Origin of the sequence: Sodalis sp. RH22 (genome assembly GCF_047324165.1) — a bacterium.
In the GTDB taxonomy this organism is placed as follows: Bacteria; Pseudomonadota; Gammaproteobacteria; order Enterobacterales; family Enterobacteriaceae; genus Acerihabitans.
Genome location: NZ_CP178731.1, coordinates 1747254 through 1761838 on the forward strand (window position 1 = coordinate 1747254; position 14585 = coordinate 1761838).

9 protein-coding genes are annotated in these 14585 nt (G+C 60.7%); 6 read left to right on the forward strand and 3 right to left on the reverse strand.

Annotated elements, in window-relative coordinates; genetic code table 11:
- Positions 1 to 7 precede the first annotated feature (7 nt).
- Positions 8 to 952 carry an AraC family transcriptional regulator N-terminal domain-containing protein gene (locus tag ACL2XN_RS07965; protein WP_410015564.1) on the reverse strand — a complete coding sequence of 315 codons (945 nt, stop codon included), beginning with the start codon at positions 950 to 952 and terminating at the stop codon, positions 8 to 10.
- Between the two features lie 190 nt (positions 953 to 1142).
- Here ACL2XN_RS07965 and ACL2XN_RS07970 point away from each other — a divergent pair, with 190 nt between their 5' ends.
- The 3 genes from ACL2XN_RS07970 to ACL2XN_RS07980 all read left to right on the forward strand — a co-directional run bounded on the left by ACL2XN_RS07970 (position 1143) and on the right by ACL2XN_RS07980 (position 3258).
- Complete coding sequence (locus tag ACL2XN_RS07970; RefSeq protein ID WP_413730611.1) at positions 1143 to 1388, forward strand: Atu4866 domain-containing protein; 246 nt, start codon at positions 1143 to 1145, stop codon at positions 1386 to 1388.
- Positions 1389 to 1404: 16 nt separating this feature from the next.
- Entirely contained in the window at positions 1405 to 2142 is a 738-nt protein-coding gene (locus tag ACL2XN_RS07975) for an SDR family oxidoreductase (protein WP_413730612.1), read from the forward strand.
- A gap of 465 nt (positions 2143 to 2607) precedes the next feature.
- Positions 2608 to 3258, forward strand: a complete 651-nt coding sequence (locus ACL2XN_RS07980; RefSeq protein ID WP_413728594.1) for an HAD-IA family hydrolase — start codon at positions 2608 to 2610, stop codon at positions 3256 to 3258.
- Between the two features lie 118 nt (positions 3259 to 3376).
- On the opposite strand, the gene ACL2XN_RS07985 is transcribed toward ACL2XN_RS07980, so the two are convergent.
- Complete coding sequence (locus tag ACL2XN_RS07985; RefSeq protein ID WP_413730613.1) at positions 3377 to 8131, reverse strand: ATP-dependent helicase; 4755 nt, start codon at positions 8129 to 8131, stop codon at positions 3377 to 3379.
- A 467-nt stretch (positions 8132 to 8598) separates the two neighbouring features.
- On the opposite strand from ACL2XN_RS07985, the gene ACL2XN_RS07990 reads away from it, so the two are divergent.
- From ACL2XN_RS07990 to araC, 3 genes are all read left to right on the forward strand, one after another.
- Positions 8599 to 10635, forward strand: coding sequence for a beta-galactosidase (locus tag ACL2XN_RS07990; protein ID WP_410015569.1), 2037 nt, complete (start codon positions 8599 to 8601; stop codon positions 10633 to 10635).
- A complete protein-coding gene (locus ACL2XN_RS07995) occupies positions 10635 to 12008 on the forward strand; it encodes an MFS transporter (RefSeq protein ID WP_413730615.1) in 1374 nt (457 codons plus the stop codon). Before ACL2XN_RS07990 ends, ACL2XN_RS07995 begins: the two co-directional genes overlap by 1 nt.
- Positions 12009 to 12091: 83 nt before the next feature.
- On the forward strand, positions 12092 to 12961 hold the full coding sequence (gene araC, locus ACL2XN_RS08000) for an arabinose operon transcriptional regulator AraC (protein WP_413728803.1): 870 nt from the start codon (positions 12092 to 12094) through the stop codon (positions 12959 to 12961).
- 146 nt (positions 12962 to 13107) lie between these two features.
- Here the strand turns inward: araC and ACL2XN_RS08005 are convergent, their stop codons facing one another.
- Positions 13108 to 14490 carry an MFS transporter gene (locus ACL2XN_RS08005; RefSeq protein WP_413728804.1) on the reverse strand — a complete coding sequence of 461 codons (1383 nt, stop codon included), beginning with the start codon at positions 14488 to 14490 and terminating at the stop codon, positions 13108 to 13110.
- Positions 14491 to 14585: the final 95 nt, after the last annotated feature.

Below are 14585 nucleotides of genomic sequence, written 5' to 3' on the forward strand. Positions count from 1 at the left end.
ACGGCGCTCAGTGCGCCAGGGTAAACTCGGAAAGGGGCTTTGCGGGGGACAACGAAAACGACGCCTTCATATCGCGAACCTCTTCCATGGGGCTGCGGCCAAAGAATCGCTTGAATTCGCGACTGAACTGCGAGGGGCTGTCATAGCCGACCCGGGACGAAGCGGATGCCGCGGTCAGGCCATCACGGATCATCAGTAGCCGGGCCTGGTGCAATCGCGTCGACTTGATGTACTGGATGGGCGATGTTTGGGTCACCGTCTTGAAATGGGCATGAAAGGCAGGCACGCTCATGCCGGCTTCGCCGGCTAAATGCGCGACATCCAATGACTGCGCATAATCGGCATGGATCCGGCGCAATGCCTTGGCAACGCGGCCGAACTGGCCCTGATGCGCCAAAGCCGCCCGCATGGCGCCCCCTTGTTCCCCGACCAGTACGCGGTAATAAATCTCCCTCACCACCGCGGGGCCCAATATGTGCGCGTCGCGCGGACAGGTCATGATTTCAAGCAATCGCAGCGTGGCATCGGCCAATGCGCCGCTCAGCGGGGTTGAGGCGATACCCAAGGGCATGCCGGGCACGGCCTGTGGGCCAGAATGATTTATTTGCAACATCAAATCGGCCACTTGCGTCAGATCTAAGCTTATGGCGACGGCCAGCATCGGCTCGGATGCGCTCGCCTCGGTTTGGGTGGAAAAGGGCAAGGGCACCGACAATACCAGGTAATGCTGGGCGTCATAAACATAAACATCGCTGCCCAGAAAGCCGCGCTTACGTCCCTGGCAAACAATCACGATGCTCGGTTCGTATAAAACGGGCGTTCGTCCCAAAGGCCGGTCCGAGCGCATAAAGCGAACGGCATCCAGCGCGGACAGCGTGTAGCCCTCATTGGGCGCCAATTGCATCAGCAGCGCCGACATCCGCTGGGTGGTGGTGTCCTCGATTGCCGCCATATGCCATCGTCTCCCGTTGCGGCCGTTCAGAGGAATCAGCCATCGTTTCGCCAACCTTAAGGGAAATAAATCACCAGCGCAATAGGAATAGGCAATGATGCAATAGCCATGGCTATTCCCGCAACGGCGCCCCGCTCCTACTATAGGCCTTCGGCCCGTTATTGTTGCCAGGACACAGGAGGCACCCGTCATGAATCACAACAGGTACGTCGGCGTTTGGGTGACAGCCGATGGCTACATTCGCCATGAGCTGCTTGCCAACGGCCGCTACGACGAGGCCCGGGGCACGCGCAAAAGCGCTTATCAGGGCAGCTACCGCATTGAAGGCGATCATATCCTGTATTGCGACGATACCGGCTTTTCCGCCGACGGCGACTTCCGTGACGGCGTTTTATACCACGCCGGCATGGTGCTGCGCCGCGAGATAACCCACTGAAAAGGAGTCAGCCATTATGACCGTAGCTACAGAATCCAAAGTCATCCTTATTACCGGCGCCAGCAGCGGCATCGGCGAGGCCACCGCGCGGCTTCTCGCCAGCCAGAAACACCAGCTCGTCATCGGCGCCCGCCGCACGGAGCGGCTGGCCGCGCTGGCCGGGGAGATCCATGCCGGCGGCGGCTCGGTCTGCTTTCGGGCGCTCGACGTCACATCGGCAAAGGACGTCGATGACTTTGCCAGGTTTGCCCAAGAGACCTTTGGCCGCATCGACGTCATCGTCAACAATGCGGGCGTCATGCCGCTTTCGCCTCTGGCCGCGCGCAAGGTGGACGAGTGGGATCGGATGATCGACGTGAATATCCGCGGCGTCCTGCACGGCATCGCGGCGGTGCTGCCCATCATGACGCAACAGGGCCATGGCCAGGTGATCAACGTGTCTTCCATCGGCGGGCTGTCGGTATCGCCCACGGCGGCGGTGTACTGCGCAACCAAATACGCGGTACGCGCCATCTCCGACGGCCTGCGCCAAGAGTCCGACGCGATCCGCGTAACGGTTATCTGCCCGGGCGTGGTCGAATCGGAACTGGCCGACCAGATTTCCGACGAAACGGCCCGCAACGCCATGCGCGAATTCCGCCGCATCGCATTAACGCCGGATGCCGTCGCGCGCGCCATAGCCTATGCGATCGCGCAGCCCGACGATGTCGACGTTAGCGAAATAGTCGTTCGACCCACGGCCAGTCCCTACTGATTTATCAACCCTTCGCAGTTGCAAGGGGTGCGCGGGATATCCGGAATATCACGCAAAACGTCCAGCATGGACAAAGCAGGCTATCCCGTCGGCGCGGTGGCCATGACCTTAATCAAGGGACATATCATGAAAACAACTGAGAAAATAGGGTTCATTACGGGTGCGTCGTAAGGCATCGCCAATGAACTGGCATTGCAGAAGATGCAGGATGTGCGTGCAGACATCGATGCCTGGCAGGGAACGGCGCAAGCGACCGACTTCACCGATTGACCGCCTGCGCGCGCCATTTAACGGGCCCGGGGGGGAATGAGGTAAAAGACGGCCGCCTGATATTGCGGCGCTGGCATGTCGGCTATTGCGGCCGTTGATCTTGCCGAGACTGTCGTTGATACTGGCATACGCCCGGATTGTCCCGCCCGCAACGGCGCCATAGGCGGGGCGCCGCAAACCTATCCCGGAGAGACTATGTACTCAGACCAGCGCTTTGCCGCTTTCCTGTTCGATATGGACGGCACCCTGCTCAACTCCATTGCCTCGGCCGAACGCGTCTGGTCGCGCTGGGCCGCGCGGCACGGGCTGGACGTGGCGACGTTTCTGCCCACCATCCACGGGGTGCGCAGTGTCGAAACCATTCGCCGCCTGAACCTGCCGGGCGTAGACCCCGAGGCCGAGGCCCGGGCAATCACCCAGGCGGAGATCGAGGATACCGACGGCATCGTCCCGATTGCCCATGCCCCGGATTTCCTGGCCGCGCTGCCACCGGACCGCTGGGCTATCGTTACATCCGCCCCGCGGGAACTGGCCTTGCGCCGCCTGCGGGCCGCCGGACTGAGGGTGCCTGCGCTGCTGATAAGCGCCGAAGACGTGGTCCGCGGCAAACCCGCGCCTGACTGCTACCTGATGGCCGCCGATCGGCTGGGGGTCGACGCCGGCCGGTGCCTGGTGTTCGAAGACGCGCCGGCCGGGATTGCCGCGGCTGAAGCGGCGGGGGCCAGGGTGGTGGTCATCACGGCGACGCACCGCCATCCGATGCGGGTTCGCCACCTTGCCCTGGCGGATTATGGCGAATACCGGGCAGCGGCGGATACCGGCGGGCTGATACTGGCGCGGCGGTAAATCAGGGCGGCGGCAAGGCCAGGTCGGGTGCGGTAAGCCTTGCCAACCCTTCCTGCGGAACCTGGGCTGGGGTGCCACAGGCGCTATACCGCGCCGTGGCCCTCCCCGCGCGCCCGGTTCACCCATACCAGGCATATCCCTTGGGCACGCGCGAGAATCCGGCCGCGGACAAAGCGTCCGCGACCGGGCTGCCATGCGCCGGCCGGCCGTCGACATCCTCAAGCGTAAACACGCGGCGTTTCTCGCGCTGCAGCGCGGCGGCCAGCGCGCGCAAACCACCGGCCCGCCATCCGATGTCGTCGTTATCGATAAAGGTTAACAGCTGGCGGCCGCTTTGCGCCAGATAGTATGCCAGCCTGCCGTTGCAGATCACCACTATGGCGCCGACGCGCCGGGCCGGACGCAGGTCTGCCGGGTTGGACGGCCAGGGCAACAGCCAGCCGAAGGGATTGGCCGGATCGCTGGCCGACAGCGCCACCGGTTCGCCGGACGCCGCATCCGTTTGCGCCAATTCACGCAGGCGTTCAATACAGTCCTTATCGGCAAACTGCGCGGCGCCCAGGCCGGTGATAAAGCGCCCACGCAGCACGCGGCCCGCCTCTTCCATCCGCCGCAGCACCGGCATCAGCGCGGGAAAGCCTCCCGGCACCTGCTCGGCCATCGCCACCCCGCGGCTTACCACGCCATAGCGGTCGAACAGATTCTCGACCTGGGTCAGCATCCTGAGGGTCGGGCTGGCCGCCTCGCCGGCCAGCAATGACCAGCGGCCGGCCAGGACCGCATCGCCGAACCGGGCGTTCCGCGCCGATACCGGTTTGGCCGGCGCCCACACCGGTACCCAGCCCGCCACCTGGCGCCGGTGCCGGGGGACGCGGGCCGGGCGCGAACGGGTGGGCGGGCGTATCCCCGTCAGCGCGCGCAGCGGCGACCAGGTGTCGCTGGTGAGGCGGCCTTGCCAGACGAGATCCCAAACGGTTTCCGCCATTTCAGCGGGCGCTATTTCCGCCCCGGCCTCCTGGCCGGGCCCGGCCGCCAGGCGCGCCTGGACGAGCGGCGCCAGCTGACGGACAAAATAGGCGCCGCCATCGGCCAGCACGGCGAGAATGGACTGTTGCAGCGCGGAGGCGGTTGACGCGCCGGCCTCATCATTCACCCGCGGCAGCGTTGCGCCGGCGTTTTCGCGCAGATGCAGGGAGACCAGTCCATCGTCGTCGCCAAGCGCGCCATGGCCGGCCCAAACCACCTCGCCGGCGGCAATCAGCTCATCCAGCATCGACGGATGATAGTCATGGACCCTGGCGGGCAAAATCTGGCGTTCCCACAGTGAAGCCGGCAACGCGACCCCCGCCAGTTGCTCGATGACCCGGGCGACGCCCTCGACGCCTTCAAATGCGCCGAGCGCGGCGGACGGGTCGGGATCCGACGCCGGCGCGGCGGCGTCGGTCAGTACGCCCTGGCGCTCCAGCACCAGCCGCACCACGGCCTCGCGCGGCACCGGCCGGGTCGCCTCGCGCGCCGCCTGCAAAGAGCGCGCCCGCAAACGGCGGAATACCTCATCCCACACCCACCGGCGCTGCTGGCCGCCGTCGGCGGGCGCGCCGGTGTCGGTGTCCGGTCCGGGCCCGCCCGCGACGTTGCAGGGTAACACCCTGCCCTGATCGCGCAGGCGCTCCAGTTGCTCATTCACAATGGCCACGCCCAGCCCAAAGTGCGCCGCCGCCTGCGCTGGGGTAAAAGGCGCGTGCGTGCGCGCATAGCGGCTGAGCAACTCGCGCAGGGGATCGCCGGCCGCCTGCAAAAACGCGGCCGGAATGCCCGGCGGTAAAGCTATCCCCAGCGCATCGCGCAGGCGGGCGGCATCTTCTATGCCGGCCCAGCGCGCCTCGCCCACGATGCGTACGGGAATAATCCGCGCCGCCGCCGCCAGCTGCGCCAGATAATCGCCGGCACCGTCGCCATCGGCCAGGCGCGCGGCGATTTCCGGGCGCGACAGGGGACCGAGCTCGCGCAACAGGTCGGCCACCCCTTCAGCGCCCTTTGCGCGCCGAGCGGCGGCGGTGCGCTGCAATTCCTGACCGACCCGTTCCACCACCCGGGGGTCGAGCAGCTCGCCAAGCTCCACCTGACCCAGCAGTTCGCCGAGCAGGCCGCTGTCCAGCGACAGTACGGACGCCCGTCGTTCCGCCAGCGGCGCATCGCCCTGGTACATAAACTCAATGACATAGCCGAACAGCAGATTAGCCGCAAACGGCGAGGGGATCTCGGTGGTAACCTCCCGCATGCGCACCGCGCCGTCATTGATGCGCTGCATCAGCGCCTGCAATGCCCCCAGATCATATACGTCCTGCAAACATTCCCTGGCGGTCTCGATGATCAGCGGAAAATCGTCATGCTCCCGGGCAATTTCCAGCAGCTGACCGGCGCGCAAGCGCTGCTGCCACAACGGCGAGCGTTTGCCGGGGCGCCGACGCGGCAGCAGCAAGGCGCGCGCCGCGCATTCGCGAAAGCGGGCGATAAACAGCGCCGACTGTCCCACCGCATCGGTGACGATTTGCGGCAGCGTGTGGGGATCGAACACAAACAGTTCCGCGCCGGGAAGTCGGCCGACGCTGTCCGGTATGCGGACAATAATACCGTCGTCGCTGGCGACGACGGCGGGATCGACTTTTAAACGCTGGTGGACGCGCGCGGCGATGGCCAGCGCCCAGGGGCCGTGCACGCGCTGGCCATAAGGCGAGTGCAGCATGACCCGCCAGTCGCCGCTCTCGTCGCGGCAGCGCTCAATCACCAGCGTTTGATCGGTGGGCAGCACCTCGGTGGCCTCGCGTTGCTCCGCCACCAGTTCGACCAGATTAGTGATGGCGTTATCATCCAGACCCGCGGCCTTAAGCCGCGCCGCCAGCGGGTGGTCCTGCGCCAACGGGCCGCGGATGCCCGCCGTCGCCGCCTCCGCCTCGCGCAGGAAGACGCCGATGGCCTCCCCCAGTTCGGCCGGCCGGCCGGCATTGTCGCCGTGCCAAAACGGCAGGCGGGCGGAGCGGCCCGGCGCCGGGACCACCACCACCTGATCGTGGGTAATCTGCTGGATGCGCCAGGAGGTGGCGCCCAGGGTTATCACATCGTTGACCCGCGACTCGTAGACCATCTCCTCGTCAAGCTCGCCGACCCGACGCGCGCCGCTTTTTTCCTCGCCTTGCGGCAAGACGACGCTGAACATGCCGCGATCGGGAATGGTGCCGCCGCTGATCACCGCCAATTGCTGCGCCCCCGGGCGGGCGGTAAGCAAACCGCTCGCCCGATCCCAGACCAGCCGCGGTCGAAACTCGCCGAACGCCTCCGACGGATAGCGGCCGGCCAGCATATCCAGGGTGGCGTCGAAGGCGCTGCGCGGCAGGGCGCGAAACGGATCCGCGCGCCGCACCCGCAGGAACCACTCCTCGATATTCAGCGGTTCCATGGCCACCGCGGCCACGGTCTGCTGCGCCAGCACATCGAGCGGGTTACGCGGCGGCGCCACGGATTCCAGCCGTCCGGCCAGCATGCGCTCCACCGTCACGGCGGCATCGATCACATCACGTCGGGTTCGCGGATAAACCACCCCGGAAGAAATGCCGCCCACCTGATGGCCGGCGCGCCCCACCCGCTGCAGCGCGCTGGCGACCGTTGGCGGCACGCCGACCTGGATAACCTGATCCACCAGTCCCATGTCGATACCGAGTTCCAGGCTGGAGGTGGCGACCACGCAGCGCAGCTCGCCGGATTTAAGCGCCATTTCAATTTCCGCCCGCTGCTCTTTCGACACCGAGCCATGATGGGACCGGGCGACGGTCGGCGGTTCGCCGGCGGCGCGCTTGCCGGTGCCGCCCGAATTTGAGAGGTAATGCGCGGCCGTCTCCTGCTGCAATGGCGAGGCGGCGGCGCGCTCGGCATAGCGTTCATTGAGCCTGGCCGTCAGTTTCTCGGCCAGGCCGCGGGAATTGGTAAAGACAATGGTGGAACGGCAGGCGAGGATTTGCTCGAGGATGCTGGCTTCCACATGCGGCCAGATCGACCCCGCGCGCCCGGTAGCCCGCATCTCCGGCGCGGCGTCGTCGCGCGCCGGTATCGCGGTCATATCCTCCACCGGCACCACGATGCGCATCGCAAGGGGCCGCCTGGACTGCGGGTTAACCACCGTCACCGGCAGCGCGCCGCCCAGGAAACGGGCCACGCGTTCCACCGGGCGCACCGTCGCCGACAGGCCGATACGCTGCGCCGGCGCGGGCAGCAAAGCATCCAGGCGCTCCAGGCTCAGCGCCAGATGCGAACCGCGTTTGCCGCCGGCCACCGCGTGGATCTCGTCGATAATCACCGTGGTCACGCCGCGCAAGGTCTCGCGCGCCCTGGAGGTGAGCATCAGATACAGCGACTCGGGCGTGGTGATCAGGATATCCGGCGGCCGTCTTTGCAGGCCGGCGCGTTCAGCGGCGGGCGTGTCGCCGGTGCGCATACCCACCGTCAGCGTCACCTCGGGATCGCCGCGCCGCCGGCGCCTGGCGCTGACGCCATCCAACGGCACGCTCAGGTTGCGCCGCACATCGGCGCCCAGCGCCTTAATGGGCGAAATGTAAACCACCCGGGTGGCGGTCTGGCGCGCGCGGCCGGGGTCGCGTTCGCGCTCCCGGAACAATCCATCGATGGCGTGCAGAAAGGCCGCCAGCGTCTTGCCCGAACCGGTGGGAGCGATGACCAGCGTGCTGTCGCCGGCGCCAATCGCCGTCCAGGCCGCCTGCTGCGCGGGCGTGGCCGCGTCGAAGGTGGCCGCGAACCAGTCCCGGGTGGCGGGCTGGAACCGGCTTAGGGGATCGGGCGCTGTCTCTCCTGACGTCAGCATCGCGTGCCAGCGCCTGACGGCGCAGTAATGAAACCATGGCGGGGATAAAGAGTTAAAGACATGGCAAGACGTTCCTTTTAAGCTCCGTAAAGCCAACCACCACCGCCTTCCCGCCCCCGGGGCGGGCAAGTAGAGGCGGGACTTGGCAGGCAACAAATAAAAGCTTAGCACCTTGCCGCCGGCGCCATGTCTTTTTACAGTGATATCGTTGATAACCTTCTACAAAAATCTTAAACCAAAACCCCCGCTATTTTTGTAGTCAAGAGTGAAAAGCCAGCCGACCCGGCACAGACTGGGCATGACCAGGCGCGCGCGGCGGCCGCGTGGCCGGCATTGGCGTTTTGTGACGCGGATCATAACAAATTCCCGGCAGCAGTTTTCTCTATGTCTGCGGCAGCTAATTTAATTTTTATCAGCAGCAATTGGGATATGTTAGCCCTAGCAATCACCGCCACTAAGGGATATTAATGGATAAATTTTTATATGGCGTCGCTTATTATCGTGAATATATGCCAGAAGAAAGACTTGATGATGATATCAAGATGATGAAAGACGCTGGAATAAATTATGTACGTATAGCGGAAAGCACCTGGAGTACTTACGAAAAACAGGATGGTATATTTGATTTTTCATCTGTACTGACAGTAATGGATAAAATGCATAAAAACGGCATTGCCGTTATAATAGGAACACCCACTTACGCCATCCCGGCATGGCTGGTAAAAAAACATCCTTCAGTAATGGCCACGACGCCTCATGGCATCAATAAATACGGGCCTCGACAAAAAATGGATATTACCAGCCCTATTTATTTGCGATATGCGGAAAGAATTATTCGCAAGCTGATGGCGGCGACAGCACATCATCCCGCCGTGATTGGCTTTCAAATTGATAATGAAACAAAATATTACGAAACATCCGGCAGCCATGTGCAGCAAGATTTCGTTAAATATCTGAAATCAATTTTTAATAACGATCTTGATCGGTTAAACAAAGCGTTCGGTCTTGATTACTGGAGCAACCGCGTCGATGCCTGGGAGGATTTCCCTTCCGTGGAGGGCACCATCAATGCCAGCCTGGGAGCGGAATTTCAAAAGTTCCAGCGCGGGCTGGTTACGGATTTTCTCCACTGGCAGGCAGGTATTGTCGGAGAATATAAATCAGACGCGCAGTTTATTACCCATAATTTCGATTTTGACTGGCGCACATATTCTTTTGGCATCCGAAGTGAAGTGGACCATTTTGCGGCGGCCGCTACGCTGACTATTACCGGCATTGATGTTTATCATCCCAGCCAGGATCGCCTGACCGGGGCGGAAATCGCCTTTGCCGGCGATATTGCCCGTACCACAAAGGACGATAATTACCTGGTGCTGGAAACGCAGGCGCAGGCCTTCAAGGAATGGACGCCTTATCCGGGCCAGTTGCGGTTGCAAGCCTTTAGCCATATCGCCTCCGGGGCCAGGCTGGTGGGCTACTGGCACTGGCACTCCATTCACAATTCCTATGAAACCTATTGGAAAGGGTTGCTTAGCCACGATCTGCGGCCCAACCCGGTTTATCATGAAGCGCAACGTATCGGGCGAGAGCTGGCGCAATTGTCGCCGGCGCTTGTGGGCCTGAAAAAAACCAATCGCGTGGCGTTGCTGGTCAGTAATGATAGCCTGACGGCTATTGACTGGCATCCTTACCGGGGTCATCAGTTTGGCCGACCCACGGAGCATCAGTATAATGATGTGTTCCGCGCATATTATGACGCTTTATACCGTCTTAATATCGAAGTGGATATTCTCAGCGCCGACGATGCGCGCATCGACCGCTACGATTTACTGGTGGCCCCGCTACTCTACGCGGCATCGGACGCGGTGCTGACCCGCCTGAACCAATATGTCGCCGCGGGCGGCCACATGATTTACTCCTTTAAATCCGGCTTTGCCAACGAGCATCTGAAGGTCAGGACCCTACCCCAACCCGGCATTATTTCTGAGGCCTGCGGCGTGACCTATCAGCTGTTTGCCGCGCCGGAAAGCGTGTCTCTCAGCTCCGATGTGCTGCAATTAAACGCCGCAGACGCCAGGATAGAGGACTGGATGGAGCTGTTGGAAGCCGACACCCCAAGCGTTGAAGTGATCGCACGCTACCAGCATCAGTACTGGGGTAAATATGCGGCAATTACCCGCAACCGATACGGCAAAGGTTCCGCCGTGTATATCGGCTGTCCGCTTTCGCCGGCCGCGTTGGAACAACTGTACGCTTATGTGCTGGGCGATCTTCCGCTGGCGGCGGAACTGTCCGGACATCGCTTCCCGGTGATCCGCAAACGCGCCGAGACGCGCCGGGGTGAAACGGTGCTGTTCTATCTGAACTATTCACATCAACCGCAGCAATTTTCCGTGCCGTGCCGCCGGGGAACAACGTTGTTGAATAATAATGCGGTAAAAAAAGGCGACATTATAAATCTCAATGACTGGGACGTTGCCATTATTTTGGTGGAGGAGGAGTAATGCGCGAAAGAATTCAAAACGAGGACCTAGAGAAAATCAGGTTTTCCGAACGGCTGGCTTTTGGAATCGGCGATTATGGCACCAATCTGACGTATACCATGATGGTGACCTTTCTGGCGTATTTTTATACTGATGTTGTCGGCGTTTCCGCGGTAGTGGTGGGTTCGCTGATGTTTTTCGCCCGTGCTCTTGACGGCGTAATATGTATATTTATCGGTATTCGTATTGATAAAACCAACACCCGCTACGGCAAAGCCCGCCCCTGGTTGTTATGGACCGCGGTGCCCTTCGGCCTGTCGGCGTTCCTGATGTCGACCGTGCCGGATATTAGCTACGGCGCCAAGGTGGCTTACGTTTGCGTTACCTACCTATTGGCCAACATCTTTTTTACCGCCAATAACATCGCCTATGGATCCATGCTGGCGCTGATCACCCGCGACGCTTATGAACGCGGCATCCTCAGCGTATTCCGCAAAGGGCTTTCCACCTGCGGTTCACTGACCGTCGGTGTCTGTACCCTGCCGTTAGTGGCTTTCTTTGGCAATTCGGCCACGTCATGGATCATCGTATTCGGCATTTACGGTTTTTTTACCGCGCTGTTTTTGCTGATAACCGGTATGGGCACCCGGGAAAGGATACGGCCGGTGCGCCAGGACAATACCCGCCATATTACCGCGGGACAGGTAGTGCGCTCGATGCGCGCCAACCGTTACTGGATCATGATTTTCTGTTACCTGCTGGTTACCTTTACCAGCCTGACGGCGCTGACGACCGTGAGCGTTTATTATTCCAAATATATTCTGCAGGATGTTACGCTTATATCCTATATCAGCATGGCGCAATACATCCCAGGATTGCTTACCTTGCTGGTAATCCCCATGCTGATGAAGCACCTGGGCAAGCGCAAACTGGCCATGCTGGGACTGGTGATATGCTGCGTCGCCTATCTGATCCCGTTATTAAATAAGCAGGATTCGCTGTTTATTATCATCTCCACCGCGGTGCGCAGCGTGGGCTTTTGCGGTATCGGCGCCACCATGTTCGCCTTTCTGGCGGATACGATTGATTATGGTGAATGGACCACCAAACTGCGCCTGGAAGGGATCCTGTTCAGCGCCGGCACCCTAGGCCAGACCCTCGGCATGGGGCTTGGCACCGCCAGCGTCGGCTGGGTACTCGGCGCCGTCGGTTTCGTCAGCGGGGGCGCCGCCGTCCAACCGCAAAGCGTGGTGTATACCATCGAGTTTATGTTTATTTTCTTCCCGCTTATCCTGGCGGCAATTAATTTACTGATTTTGTATTTTTATAAATTGGATGCTATCTATGACCATCTGGCGGTGGATTTATCGGCAGGGCGCTATCGCCCTGATTGATACCGGGCGCAAAAACAGATAAACAGATATTGTAGCTATTATCATAATGCAATGGACAGACAGGATATCGGGGATTACCCATGGTGAAGATGAATGATGCCGATATGGTAAATTTTTCGCCGCTGATGAAAAGTTTTACCTTCAATGCCTATATGGTATCGGGGTTTACGCCAATTTCACCCGGCAGCAAGCTGGACTTTTTCATAAACCGGCCCAACGGCATGAAAGGATATATGCTTCATCTGACGCAGAAGGGCGAAGGATTGATCCATACCCCTTCCGAGCCTTTTATCTGTCGCCAGGATGATATGCTGCTGTTCCCCCCCGGCATTCCTCATCACTACGGCCGGGCCGAGGGCAGCAACGCCTGGGACCATCTGTGGATTTACTTTATCCCCCGCCCCTACTGGATCGACTGGCTGCATTGGGATGCAACCGGGGACGGCATCGGCAGATTGCGGCTGGATGGCAATGTCGAGGACATGACCTTGCTGTTTAAGGAGGTCATCCACCACAACGCGGCCAACGAATCGCTGGCGGACGCGTTGGCGATGAATGCCCTGGAACGCATTATCCTGATGTGCTTCGAGCGGCAGCCCATAAGCAATCGTCATAATCTCGACCCCCGGGTGAAGTCGCTCTGCCAGTACGTTAATGAACATATTGACGAAGAAATCCGCATCGATCATCTGGCGCGCATGACATTTTTATCGCCGTCGCGCCTGGCGCATCTGTTCAAGCGCGAAATGGGACAAACCATCTTTGCCTGGCGGGAAAAGCAGCGCGTTTCCCGCGCCTGCGATTTATTGCAGAAGTCCCATCTGTCCATTGCGCAGATTTCGCTGGCGGTGGGTTATGACGACCCGCTCTATTTTTCCCGCATATTTCGCCATCATCTGGCCGTCAGTCCACGCGATTATCGCAAAAAGTTCGAGAAGATGCCCAGTATATGACATCGCCCACCAGATTATCGGCTATCTGGGACGCGGCCACGCCGGCGCCCAAGGCACATATCATTTCTGAAAAAGCGTCCGCTGGGCGAAGATCCGCAGCGACACCCGCGGATTGATTGTATAGCCCGTGACGAGGCGGCATCAGATCAGATATCTTCCAGATCAAGACCACGCGTTTTCGGGCCGAACACCGCAATCACGCCCATCACAATCAGCATGCTGACCACGATAAACGCGATGACGCCCTGCACGCCCGCATGCTGCAGCAACAGGCCGATAATGATGCTGCTGAACACCGTCGACAGCCGGCTGAAGGAATAACAAAACCCCACGGCGCGGGCGCGGATAAAGGTGGGAAACACCTCCGACTGATAGGAATGGTAGCTGTAGGTCAGCCAGGCGTTGGACCAGGTGACAAAAAAACCGCATATGATAAGCAGCAGCGGATTATTCTGCACCGCGAACAGCGCGCCGAAAATAACGGTCACCAGGCAGGATAAAACGATTTGCCATTTATTTTCCATTTTATCAGCGTAAAGGCTGCATAACAGGGAACCCAGCGGATACGCCAGGGTGATAAAAAAGGCGTACAGCAGACTGTGGGTAATGGTGGCGCCCCGGCCCGCCAGCAGCGCCGGCAGCCAATTGCCGAAACCGAAAAAGCCGATGGCCTGGAAAAAATTCATCACCGACAGCATCAGGGTCCGGCCGCGATAGGGCGCGGACCAGATGTCCCGGAAGGTGCCGGCTTTCGCCGTCGCCGGCGCCTGGTCGCGCCGGGGGAAATCAACGGCGGCGGTAATGCCGCAGCGTCTTTCCATCTCCAGCATCACCTCGCGCGCCTCGCGGTAGCGCCGCTGCTGCACCAGCCAGCGCGGCGATTCCGGCAATTTCTTGCGCACCAGCCAGATGACCAGCGACGCCACGGCCCCGGCGATGACCACATAACGCCAGCCGGTCAAGCCGAAAATAGTCTGCGGCACCAGCCACCAGGACATCAGCGCCACCGCGGGCACCGACAGGAACTGGATGAAAAACGAAAAGGCGAACGCCTTGGTGCGCAGACCCGCCGGGGTCCATTCCGCCAGATAGGTGTCGATGGTCACCAGTTCGATGCCCAACCCCACGCCCACCATAAAACGCAGGAAAATAATCCACTCCGCCTGATGCTGAAAAGCCAGGCATAACGAAAACAGGCCGTACCAGGCCAGGGCGAACATAAAGGTCAGCCGGCGGCCATACCTGTCGGCATACGGACTGAGCAGGCTGGCGCCGATAAACAAGCCGAGGAAGGTGGCCGAGGCGAACGCCGCCTGATCGGAGACGCCGAACACCCCCTGCGCGCCGGTATGGAAAATGCCTTCCGCCACCAGTCCGCCGCTGATATAGCCGGTCTGGAACAAATCATACAGCTCAAAAAAACCGCCCAGGGCCAGCAGTATGATAAACCGCCACAGGCCGGCGGTTGCCGGCAAGGCGTCGATGCGAACCGATAAATCTTCTTCATAAATGGTTAATGGGGCCGCCATCTCGGCATTTGAAACGTACGCGTCACTCATCGTTAACCCTGCCATAACAAACATAAGCTTGCATGTTAATGGCTTTTTACTGCGGGAAACAACTC

Excerpts from the sequence above, each read along its gene's own strand:
- ACL2XN_RS07965 (WP_410015564.1), bottom strand. The coding sequence starts at position 952 with ATGGCGGCAATCGAGGACACCACCACCCAGCGGATGTCGGCGCTGCTG.
- ACL2XN_RS07970 (WP_413730611.1), top strand. The coding sequence starts at position 1,143 with ATGAATCACAACAGGTACGTCGGCGTTTGGGTGACAGCCGATGGCTAC.
- ACL2XN_RS07975 (WP_413730612.1), top strand. The coding sequence starts at position 1,405 with ATGACCGTAGCTACAGAATCCAAAGTCATCCTTATTACCGGCGCCAGC.
- ACL2XN_RS07980 (WP_413728594.1), top strand. The coding sequence starts at position 2,608 with ATGTACTCAGACCAGCGCTTTGCCGCTTTCCTGTTCGATATGGACGGC.
- ACL2XN_RS07985 (WP_413730613.1), bottom strand. The coding sequence starts at position 8,131 with ATGCTGACGTCAGGAGAGACAGCGCCCGATCCCCTAAGCCGGTTCCAG.
- ACL2XN_RS07990 (WP_410015569.1), top strand. The coding sequence starts at position 8,599 with ATGGATAAATTTTTATATGGCGTCGCTTATTATCGTGAATATATGCCA.
- ACL2XN_RS07995 (WP_413730615.1), top strand. The coding sequence starts at position 10,635 with ATGCGCGAAAGAATTCAAAACGAGGACCTAGAGAAAATCAGGTTTTCC.
- ACL2XN_RS08005 (WP_413728804.1), bottom strand. The coding sequence starts at position 14,490 with ATGGCGGCCCCATTAACCATTTATGAAGAAGATTTATCGGTTCGCATC.